Genomic DNA, 11410 nt, shown 5'->3' with positions numbered 1-11410 from the left:
CTCTCGCCTCTCGCCTCTCGCCTACCAATCTCGTGAATCGCTATATTCTTTCACTTTCGCTCGCATTCTTTGCATCAGTACTCTTCGCTGCCGAACGTCCCAATGTCGTTGTGATTTTGGTGGACGACATGGGGTATGGAGACCCGGGATGTTTCAATCCCGACTCCAAGATCGAAACGCCGAACATCGATTCGCTTGCTCGCGACGGGATGCGATTCACCAACGCCCACGCACCCGGACCTCTGTGTCACATGTCACGGTATGGGCTGATGACGGGACGCTATCCGTTTCGGACCAACGTCAGCGTTTGGCCACGTGAACCTTTGATCGAGCCGGATCAAGCCACGCTGGCGTCACTTGCCAAATCGCAGGGTTATCGGTCCACAATGATTGGCAAGTGGCACTTGGGATTTGAAGAACGTGCCAACGAAACCTACGACCGTCCGTTGTTGGGTGGCCCTGTGGACCGTGGCTTCGACCACTTCTTTGGCATCCGAGCGTCGACCGACATTCCGCCTTACTTCTACATCAACGATCGGAAAGCGGTCCATCCGCCAACGGATCGCATCGAAGCCAACGCGAGTGAAGGATGGTCACCGATTCAAGGTGCGTTCTGGCGAGCCGGCGGTATCGCTCCGGATCTGGAACTGGCCGATGTTTTGCCACACTTCACGGATTTGGCGATCGACACCATCCAGACCCATCTAAACTCTCACGATGCGACGCCATTGATGCTGTATCTGGCTTACCCGGCGCCTCATACACCTTGGCTACCAAGCGCCCAATTTGCAGGCAAAAGCGAAGTCGACTCGTACGGCGACTTTGTGATGATGGTCGATCACGAAATCGGACGCGTGCTCGGTGCTCTGAAACTGCACGACATGGAACGAAACACGATCGTCATCTTCACCTCGGACAATGGGCCGGTCTGGTACGAGAACGACACAGAGCGATTCCAGCATGATTCAGCCGGCGGTTTTCGAGGGATGAAAGCCGACGCCTGGGAGGCTGGGCACCGGATGCCGTTCATCGTTCGCTGGCCAGGTCGCGCCAACGCATCCAGCAGCACGGATCATCTGGTTTGCTTCACGGATCTGATGGCCACTTTCGCCGACATTTGGGAAACGGAGCTTCCCCAGGACGCTGGGCCGGACAGCCACAGTTTTTTGCCGGCGTTGCTTCAACAGCCATTCCAACAAGACTCAAAGAGAACCGAATTCGTAATGCGGGCTGGAAGCAAATCCACGATGACGATCCGAGAAGGCGATTGGAAATTGATCACCGGACTGGGTTCTGGCGGTTTTTCCAAACCATCACGCATCCCGCCGAAACCCGGTGGCCCGACCGGTCAACTTTACAACCTGAAGAACGATCCCGCCGAAGCCAACAACCTCTACCAAGACCATCCGGACATCGTTCAACGGCTTCGGAAACGCATGAAACAAATCGTCGACGATGGCCGCAGTCGCTGAACTCGACGCTCTTCTGAACAACGCCTCCCACCATTGATTCCCACCTGGTTCCCACATGAAAACCTTCTCTCTCTTTGCCTCCGCAAGCATTCTGTTGTTGGCTTGCTCGATCCTGTCTTCTCCGTCGGCTTCAGCGGCTGAAACCAACGAGGCGGGTCGTCCCAACGTGATCGTGATCATGAGCGACGATCAAGGCGTCGGCGACTACGGCTTCATGGGCAATCCGCTCATCCGCACGCCTTCGCTGGACGAGATGCGAACGCAGAGCGGATACCTGAGCCGGTTCTATGTCAGCAACGTGTGTGCCCCGACTCGAGCCAGCCTGATGACGGGGCGATACAACTACCGAACGCGTTGCATCGACACGTATGTTGGTCGAGCGATGATGGATCCGGACGAAGTCACGCTGGCAGAACAGCTCAGCGAAGCGGGCTACCAAACCGGCATCTTTGGCAAATGGCACCTGGGCGACAACTATCCCATGCGGCCAATGGACCAGGGTTTTGACGAGAGCTTGATTCACCGTGGTGGCGGCATCGGTCAGCCATCGGATCCGATTGGAGCCGAAGGAAAGTACACCGACCCGACACTTTTTCACAACGGTGACGAAGTGGCCATGGAAGGTTACTGCACCGACATCTTCTTTGACGCGGCAATTGATTTTGCTCGCAAGCAAACCGAATCGGGAAAACCGTTCTTTAGCTACATCGCCACCAACGCCCCGCACGGACCGTTCGACGATGTACCAAACGAACTCTATGAGGAATACAAGCAAGTCGATTTCTCGCCGATTTTGGTGAACGATCTTCCCGCCAAAAGACGCAGCGCCGAGTTTGACAAGCTGGCTCGGATCTCCGCGATGATCACCAACATCGATCAAAACGTGGGCAAACTTTTCGCGTCCCTCGACAAGCTCGGAATTCGCGAAAATACGATTGTGCTTTACCTCAATGACAACGGTCCCAATTCGCGACGCTATGTCGGCAACATGCGAGGCAACAAAACACAGGTGGATGACGGCGGCATTCGTTCCCCCTTGCTGTTTCATTGGCCCGCGAAAGTGGATGCGAACGACACCACGGACGTCATGCTGGCTCACATCGATTTGATGCCGACGTTGCTCGATGCTTGTGGAGTCGCGGTTCCGGAATCGCCCGCACTCGATGGCAAGAGTTTCCTACCATTGCTGACCGGAGAAATGGATGACTCACAGTGGGAAACGCGATCGATTGCCTTTCAAACTCACCGAGGCAACGTGCCGCAAAAATTCCATCATTTCGCGATGCACGAACATCAGTGGAAATTGGTGCACCCGAGTGGCTTTGGCAAAGAGCGTTTTGAGGGCGAGCCCAAGTTCGAACTGTACAACCTGGAAGAAGATCCCAAGCAGCAAAATGATCTTGCTGACAAACATCCTGAGATCGTTCAGCGGCTCAAAGAGGCCTACTCCAAGTGGTTCGATGATGTTTCCTCAACTCGTCCTGACAACTACGCACCGCCTCGGATCGTCATCGGCACCGAGCATGAACCGCAAACGGTTTTGACACGGCAAGATTGGCGCCACTCCAGCGGTCGTCCCTGGGCAAAGAACTCCACTGGCTTCTGGTTGTTGGACGCTCCAGAAGAGAAACGCTACGAGATCGAATTGATCCTGACCGACAAAGATCATCGTGGAGGAACCGCAACACTTCACTTGAATGATGAGACGCACACCTTCGAAGTCGCACCGGGCGAGCGGCGTGGTCACTTCTTGGAAGCAACGATTCCGGTGGGGCCACAAACTCTCTCGGTGACCTTGTCCGACTCCATCAACGCTGGCGTCCATCAAGTCTTCCTGACGACGCAGGATTGAGGGCTGTCGAAACGATCGCTGCCGCTTGACGACCAATCTATGCGGAACGTCAATTACAATGCTCTCCTTGAGATTCCCTCCCCACTGCCCACCGTGTTTCGTGCAAGCGATCGTCATGACTCGATTGATTTTGAACTCTCTTTGCGTCGCCGTTTTCCTGGCGTCGTTGACCATTGCTGCACCGCGTGGATTTGCGCAGTGGCCGGATCGACATGGGCCGAATCTCAACGGGGTGATCGCTGACGCTGATGCCGAGCGACTGCCGATTCACTGGACGGATACCAAGAACGTTGCCTGGAAGGCTCCTTTGCACGATGAAGGACACTCGACGCCGGTGATCAGCGACGGAAAGGTTTGGCTGACGACAGCAACCAAGGATGGAAAGCAGCAATTTGTCATCGCGATCGATGAGCAAACTGGCGAGATCCTTCACGACAAACTGCTGTTTGAAAACGAGGAAGTCGAAGAACTCGGTGGTGCTCGCGGATTCAACAACTACGCGGCACCAAGTTGTGTGCTGGGACCAGGGGCCGTTTACGTTCACTTCGGCAGCTATGGAACCGCGAAGCTGGATGCCGAGACCGCTGAGGTGATTTGGCAACGACGCGATTTGCCGTGCCAGCATTTTCGAGGCCCAGGTTCCTCGCCCGTTTTGTACGACGACAAATTGGTGCTGACCTTTGACGGCGTTGACCAGCAATACACCACTGCACTCGATGCCGAAACCGGCGAGACTCTCTGGCGAACCGATCGCAGCACCGACTACGAAGACCTGGGTGACGACGGAAAACCACTGCGTGACGGGGACATGCGGAAAGCCTACTGCACACCCGCGATCGTCCAAGTTGGCGAGCAAACGCAAGTTCTCTCCGTCGGTGCTCGAGCGATGCAGAGCTACGATCTTGAAACCGGCAAAGAACTTTGGACGCTGCGACACAACAGCTACAACGCTGGCATTCGGCCGCTGTGGTTGCCAGAAAAGAAGCTCGCGATCATCAACACTGGTTCCCGTGGTGCGCAGCTTGTCGCGGTTCGCCTAGACGAGTCCACCCAAGGCGACGTCACGGACTCGCACGTCGAATGGGTGCGTGAACGCGGCAACCCTCGTTTCGCCAAACCGATCGAGCACGACGGACTGATCTTCCAAGTCACCGACAACGGTGTGTTGTCGTGCATTGATGTGAACAACGGTGAGGAACTTTGGAAGAAACGTATTTCCGGCGACTACTTGGCGTCGCCGATTCTCGCTGGCGATCATCTGTACTTCTTCAATCAAAGTGGACTCGGAACAGTCGTGAAGGCTCAGCGAGAACCCGAGATCATCGCGACCAACGACGTGCCAGAGATGGCGACCTCGGCATGCCCCGCCGTCTCCAACAGCGCAATCTTCGTTCGTGGAAAAGAGTTCCTGTTCAAGATCCAAGCACCCTGAACAATCGCGTAGCCGACAGAGGCCCTCTGTCGGCAAAACAGATCTACCATGCGATCACATTCGTAGACTCGTGGCCTCGTTTCTGGCGGGGATGTCAATCGCTTGCTGCGATTGGTTGCGATCAAGCCGACTGAGGGCCTCAGTCGGCTACATGTTTACTGGTCGGTGGTTGGCGAGGGTTTGTGGATGGTTGCAGCGGGATGGGTGGTCCTCTCAAGGCGTTGACTTGATCGGCGACGTTACTGAACTGCGATTCGGTGTGGTCTGTCGATTCAGGACGGTCCTCCGACCATGAGCAACTACGATAGGGGTAGGGAAGTCCGGTTGAGCCGGACTCCCCTCCCTCAGAACCGTACGTGCGGTTCTCCCGCATACGGCTCGCCAGTCAGTGGGTCCCGTCGAGGGATTGAACGTAAGCTGAGTGGGCTAAACGCAGACTTCGATAACCTCGCTCGCTGAAGTAGGCATTGGGCCAACGATGCGTGCGACACAGCCGCTTAGGATTGCGTCGATGACGCTTCAAGAGCTGACGTCGCAGTCGTTTGCGGACCATCCCGTCGTACTTGTCGAAGATGTTCCACGTACAGTGACGAAAGTAGCTGAACCAACCCACCGTCACGCGATTGATCTGTGCGATCGTCGCTTCCAGGGATTGGCCGCTCTTTCGGGGCGTTAACCGTCGAATCGTGTCGACCATCTTCTGGTGACTCTTCGCGCGAGGAAACCGGAGCTTCCCGCGGAACGAGTACCCAAGAAAGTCAAAACTCTTGACCCGACTGTCAACGATCTGCGTCTTCTCGGGGTGCAACGTCAAACCGGCTTCACAGACGAAGCGTTTGACTTCCTCAAGGGCCAACTCCGCTTGCTCCTGACTACGACACAGGATCACAAGTCGAGTAGCCCGGGGGAATCGCACCCCCAGGCTCTCACAGAACCGGACGTGAACCTCTCGGCTCATCCGGCTCCTATTGTCCAGTCGCAGGACGAATTCCGTGAGACCAGAAAACAAACAAGTTCGGTTCACGCCGGGCAACTTGCCCTAGCCAATGAACCGCTCGTCGTTGATGGTCCCTCAATCGCTTGAACTTGCGGCGAACCCAGTACACAAGGCTGCGTTCAAGTTCTCGCAAGACGGGTGTCAACGCCGATTGGTAAAACCGACCGTAGTAGTTCACCCAGCCACGTACGAAAGGATTGACGAACTTCGCGAGATCTTCCAATCGCTGATTGTTGCGAGTCGCGCCCAACCGCCACGAACGAATCGTCGCGCGGATGGACTTCGCCGCCTTCGGGCTCACCCCCGGGAGGAAGCTGACGAACAGCTTGCCATGCCGGTTCTTGGCCCGACGAGGACGAAACGTGTAACCCAGAAAATCGAACGAGGTCTGCTCATACGTTCCGCGACGATCGTCGTCCTTGCAGTACACGATCTTGGTTTTCTCCGGATGGAGTTCCAGACCACATTCTGCAAGTCGTTCGCGTAATCCAGCAAGCAGTGTTTCCGCTTCTTGCTCGCTACGTGCATGCACGACCGCATCGTCTGCGTACCTGGCGAACTGAACCGACGGATGATTCCGCCGAAGCCACTGGTCAAACGCATAATGCATGAACAGATTCGACAACAAGGGACTGATCACAGAACCTTGTGGCGAGCCCTTCGTACGTTCTTCGAGCCGTCCGTCTTCGTGTCTGACCGGAGCTCTCAACCAACGTTCTACGTAGAGTAGAATCCATGGCACATCGGTATGATGCTCAAGTGCTCGCATCACCAGGTCCCAACGCAGGTTATCAAAGAAGCCTTTGATATCCAGATCGATCACCCAGTCGCGACGCCAGCAACGCTGGCGAGTCACCCCCACCGCATCCAGCGCCGACTTGCCCGGCCGGTAGCCGTACGAGTCTTCGTGGAAGTGTGGTTCAACCTGCGGCTCAAGCATCAGCTTTACCACCATCTGTGCGATTCGATCTGAAACAGTCGGAATGCCCAGCGGGCGGGTCTGACCCGAAGTGCCTTTGGGAATCTCGACGAGACGAACCGGAGGCGGGAAGTAACTGCCAGAGGACATTCGATTCCAGAGCTTGTAGAGATTATTCTTCAAGTCCTTCTCGAAGTCCGCCAACGATTGACCATCCACTCCGGCCACGCCGCGATTCGCTTTCACTTTCTTGTACGCGTCCCAAACGAGTTGCTTTGGAATCGCATACGGCTTTGCTTCTGTCATGAGTTCCTCCTTATTAGTTGACTCAGTTCATTAGCTGAACAATCTGGTCCCTTCGCTCCACGCCCGTTACAGACGCTTCGTCACTACTACAGACCAGTCCGCCCCTGTGCCTCGCATCGGTACTCAGGTCCTTGTGGGTCTGCCACTTGGACGGCTCCCTTGCTGTGGCCCGATGAATCAAATCAGCCGGGCCACAATCATCGAGGCGACAGGTTCCCAGGTTCCACACTTGAGCCTGAAACAGATTCACGCCACCTTTACGCCGGATGCCATGCTGACAGTAAGCGGATCACCTTCAGCACTGATCCCGGGCTAACGACTACCTCCCGGTTTTGACATCGTTCCTACGCTTTCGACGGGTCATCGGTGGTTCATTTTCATTCGTCTGTCCGTTTCATACCTGACGAGATCAAGTCTCACCTTTTCCATAACGCTCACGACCAGGGCTCTTAACCCCAGCCGCTTATGGTGGTTTGAAGCCAGCTTCCGCAAGCAGGCTCCGAGGGACCAACAAACCCTCATCTCAAGTGCACATTGCCTGGCGCACAGTCGTCGGCGTAGCGAACCATTTCATAGCCCAGATCGGCCATCCGGTGGTCCAGCTCGTTGAGGTACAGATTGGATAACAGCGGGGAAAGCACAGCCCCTTGCGGCACGCCACTCTCAGGCGTCCACTCGCGAAGTTCCTCCAGGACCGATTGGTCCAAGAATAGCTTCACCAGATCCAATACCCGGCGATCCGAAATCTTCCCGCTGACCAACGCCAGCAAGCGGTCTTTCGGAATCGTGTCGAAGTAACCTTGCAGGTCAGCATCGACCACAAAGACATGACCGGTCTCCAGTAACCCTTCGACCACTCGCAGTGCATCGTGACAGCTGCGGCCATGGCGGAAGCCGAAGCTTCGTTCATGGAACTCGTGGTCGAAGATCGGTTCAATGACGTTGACCAACGCCGTTTGCACGACGCGGTCTCGAACCGTTGGAATTCCCAAAGGCCGCGTTTGTTTGCTGCCCGGTTTGGGAATTTGCACCCGACGTACCGCCTGTGGACGATAGGTGTCGGTTCGCAACTGTTCACACAGTTGCTTGATCTCAGCGATCTCCTGTTCGCTGAAATCCTCGGTGCTTTGCCGATCCACTCCCGCTGCTCCCTTCTTGCCGACAACCTTGCGGGCCGACACGAACAGGTGCAGCTCACGGTACACCTTGTCAATCAAGGCATGCCATTTACCTCCTCGCACTCCTACGGACAGTGCGTTCAACATACGATCCGTCCAGACACTGCGATTCGCCCACGAAGAAATCTCAATTGCTGACTTCTTCTCAGGTTCTCCAGCACGGCTAGCCTTGGCCGACGGGGATTCCGCCGAAAATGGCACTGTCACCGGGATGTAGTCTTTCGATTTACGTTTCGCTGGCATGGTCTTCTCGTATCCACTTCCCTGCCTCCCTTCGCTCGCACCGGGTTTGGTTCCCAGTGGTCGACACTACTATGAAGGCTCTGACTTCTCGGCTGAGCTTCAGCGGTCTGCTGCTCGCCGAGATCTCCCTGCTTCTCTCGATTGAACTTCCGAACATTCCGTCTCCAACCACCGCATCGCCATTTCGCCACGCTCGATTTCTCACGTTACCGAGTTCGTTCATCGTCGTGGCTGCTGCACCGACCGCCCGCACAGTCGTCGGGCTGACCTAGACCGGTCATCGCTGGGCCGATTGCGTGCAGTCAAGGGTTCGCTCATTGCTAGAAGGCTCCCCGACAGGCTTGGCCGAATCGAGTTCACAATACAGTTACGGACTGCTCATTCGCTTTTGATTGCTCTCCACCCTTTCTGTTGAAAACGCAGTTACCATCAGCTACGGGGCGGTAACGAATTCCCCGATCAGGACTTTCACCTGACAATTCAATCGCCTTTGCAGGCGCACTAGCCGACAGAGGCCCTCTGTTGGCAAAACAGCTCTGCCATGCGATCACATTCGGAAGCTCGTGGACTCGTGTCCGCAGGGGAGGTTAATCGCTTGCTGCGATAGGTGCGTTCAGGCCGACTGAGGGCCTCAGTCGGCTACATGGTTGCTTTAAGGAGAGATTTGATCTGGAGACTTGCGCTCGGTGGTGGCTGCTTCGATATACTGGAATCCACGATGGAAACCAGGCGTTGCACGTGGCCTGGAGGTCTTGCCTCTCTTTTCTTTTGTTTGACCGGGATTCATGCGATTCACGATCTTTTTGCTGCTGCTCGCGGTCACGGCTCTCTCTACTTTGCAGGCACGCGAATGGACCGATGCGACTGGGAAGTATCGAATCGAAGCGAAGTTGGTGGTCGTCCACGGCGACAAAGTTGTCCTGGAACGTCCCGATGGAAAAATCATCAGCATCCCCGTCGCGAAACTGAGTGACGAGGACCAGACCTTCCTGAAAGAATTGGTCGCGAAAAAAGCTGGTCCAAGTTCCGAAAGCGATCGTCCCGCCGACACCCAGGCATCCGCAGCAATGTCGAACTCAGCGTCCGCGCTAGACATGTCACCCAAACAGTTGGCAACTCAAACCAAGATTCTTCTGCAAGATGCTTGCCATCGCTGCCACGGCGAAGATGGAACGAGCGAAGGTGGTTTCAACTTTGTCGTCAATCTCGGAAAGCTTGCCGAAACCATTGCGGAACCCGGAGAAGACTCGCTACTGATCGAACGCATTCAAGCGGATGACGACAGCGTGATGCCCCCGGGCGGCGAAGAGCCACGACTGAGTCCACGGGACATCCAAGTCATCCAAGAATGGATCGCCGCGGGATCACCTGCGATCAATGACGAACCCGAGCGACCGTTCGTCAGCAATGACCAAGTCGTGGCATTGATCGATCAAGACTTGCAACAACAGCCTGAGCGATCGCAACGGTTCATGCGGTACTTCACGCTGACGCATTTGTACAACTCCGGCATCAGCGAAGACGAACTGCAAACCTACCGAAACGCGTTCGCGAAACTTCTGAATAGTCTTTCGAGGGCTTTTTTATAAGGTGCCAGCCACTTTGGGCTTTTTTATAAGGTGCCAGCCACTTTGTGGATTGGGCGATGCGGACAGTTGGTTGGGCAGGCGGTGGATTGGGGGTGGTTGCCTCGGTTTTTGAGCGATGCTGCGTTGATTCCACGCTCCGGGGTGTTGGGCTCATGATTTCGGCCGTGTGGGCGCAGCAGCGATGAACAGTTGATCTTCACTGTTCTGTCGAGCCAGGCATCGCTGCGAAGTTCGGCGGTTGCGTCTGGGCTGCTTAACCGAAACAGGCTGCGGCCTGGACTTGGCCTCGATGGTGGTGGCGTCCAGTGCGTTCTGCATCCGCTTTCATCGACTCAGGACGCCCAATGCAACTGGATTTTCCAAAGTACTTTTGCCAATCCCACACCAGGGCTCGCCACATCGAGGCGTCGATCCCGATTTCAGTGAGGGTTGCAGCGAGGCGCTCGGGCAATTTTGCTGCTTCGTCGGCGATGGCCTGTGCCGCGGTCCAATCGAGCAACCGTTTGTAGTCACTCCAGCGGATGTTCAGGAACCCGCGGTCGCTGCTGCGGAACCCCTTCGTGTGGACTTGCGGTTCGGTAGAGAGTTCGGTTTCGCTCATCGTGAGTGGGCTCAACCATTCGTCTCGTCGGATTCGTTTCCCGGTCGGATTGCGGCGTTTGGCTTTTCGCTCTCGCCGAAGAGTCTCGACGGGAGTCTCCCGGGTTTGACGTCCGGCTTCGTCGGTTGGGATTAGTTTCAGGTCAAACGCAGCGGATGGGATCCGCTCGCCCTTGCGAGCTTCGATCCGGTCGAAGGCACTGGTGTGCGGACTGGACTCTGGCGATGCTGTCATGGCCGCCCGGACCGGATTCAGGTCGACATACATGCTGCACGCGAGCAGCCCTGCTTCATCGACGATTTTTTGTGCCTTGAAGCGTCCCTCCCAAAATCTGCCGGTGCACTCGTCTTGTTTGTTTGCCATTCGGGCGATCGGTTCCGCCAGGGCTCTCATGAACCAGGAGATATCCGACAGTCGGAGGCGGACTTCGGCCAGTCGTTCTTTGTCGCGAACGAGCATCTGAACATCGTTTTCAGTGGGCTCGGCCAAGTGTTCTTCGAGGCGTCGGCCGGGGAACACCCGCAGCCAGCGAATCGCGACTTCCTTGTCGCTCCACTGCGCACAGACATCCGGCCGATTGCGGAGAATCTGATGGATATGATTGCTCATCACCGCGTACGAAAGGACATCGACGGCGAACACGGAAGCCAGGGCCTCCATTCGCCGGCGAATCCATTCTTTGCGGAACGAGTAGTCCTGGCCTGTGGCTTGGTCGACACCTGCGAGGAAGGCTCTGCGAACGCATCGCTGGACCACATGCACGATCCCGACTTCTGTCGGATCAAACTGTTCGCATCGTTGGGGCCTCGGCATCGCACTGC

Annotated in this window: 8 protein-coding genes; 4 read left to right on the top strand and 4 right to left on the bottom strand. The window is 56.1% G+C overall.

Annotation, left to right across the window (positions count from 1 at the left end):
- The first annotated feature begins 32 nt into the window (after positions 1-32).
- The 3 genes from B2R17_RS26450 to B2R17_RS26440 all read left to right on the top strand — a co-directional run bounded on the left by B2R17_RS26450 (position 33) and on the right by B2R17_RS26440 (position 4756).
- Positions 33-1472, top strand: a complete 1440-nt coding sequence (locus B2R17_RS26450) for a sulfatase-like hydrolase/transferase (RefSeq protein ID WP_339886623.1) — start codon at positions 33-35, stop codon at positions 1470-1472.
- A 55-nt stretch (positions 1473-1527) separates the two neighbouring features.
- Positions 1528-3324, top strand: a complete 1797-nt coding sequence (locus B2R17_RS26445) for an arylsulfatase (protein ID WP_286766346.1) — start codon at positions 1528-1530, stop codon at positions 3322-3324.
- 100 nt (positions 3325-3424) lie between these two features.
- The gene (locus tag B2R17_RS26440; protein ID WP_339886640.1) at positions 3425-4756 is read left to right on the top strand and encodes a PQQ-binding-like beta-propeller repeat protein; all 1332 of its coding nucleotides are present in this window, start codon (positions 3425-3427) and stop codon (positions 4754-4756) included.
- 385 nt (positions 4757-5141) lie between these two features.
- Here B2R17_RS26440 and B2R17_RS26435 read toward each other — a convergent pair whose 3' ends face one another.
- The 3 genes from B2R17_RS26435 to B2R17_RS26425 form a co-directional block, all read right to left on the bottom strand.
- Complete coding sequence (locus tag B2R17_RS26435) at positions 5142-5612, bottom strand: group II intron maturase-specific domain-containing protein (RefSeq protein ID WP_286766344.1); 471 nt, start codon at positions 5610-5612, stop codon at positions 5142-5144.
- Positions 5613-5721: 109 nt separating this feature from the next.
- A complete protein-coding gene (gene ltrA, locus B2R17_RS26430; RefSeq protein WP_286766343.1) occupies positions 5722-6978 on the bottom strand; it encodes a group II intron reverse transcriptase/maturase in 1257 nt (418 codons plus the stop codon).
- Positions 6979-7496: 518 nt separating this feature from the next.
- Complete coding sequence (locus B2R17_RS26425) at positions 7497-8399, bottom strand: reverse transcriptase domain-containing protein (RefSeq protein ID WP_286766342.1); 903 nt, start codon at positions 8397-8399, stop codon at positions 7497-7499.
- A gap of 785 nt (positions 8400-9184) precedes the next feature.
- Here B2R17_RS26425 and B2R17_RS26420 point away from each other — a divergent pair.
- Positions 9185-9988, top strand: a complete 804-nt coding sequence (locus B2R17_RS26420) for an SHD1 domain-containing protein (protein ID WP_286766341.1) — start codon at positions 9185-9187, stop codon at positions 9986-9988.
- 253 nt (positions 9989-10241) lie between these two features.
- Here the strand turns inward: B2R17_RS26420 and B2R17_RS26415 are convergent, their stop codons facing one another.
- Positions 10242-11402, bottom strand: a complete 1161-nt coding sequence (locus B2R17_RS26415; protein ID WP_286766403.1) for a transposase — start codon at positions 11400-11402, stop codon at positions 10242-10244.
- Positions 11403-11410 lie beyond the last annotated feature (8 nt).

It is taken from the genome of Rhodopirellula sp. UBA1907, from assembly GCF_002337565.1.
GTDB classification, from domain to species: domain Bacteria; phylum Planctomycetota; class Planctomycetia; order Pirellulales; family Pirellulaceae; genus Rhodopirellula; species Rhodopirellula europaea.
Note: the sequence above shows the minus strand (reverse complement) of the source record. Positions and strands in the feature narration are given on the sequence as shown.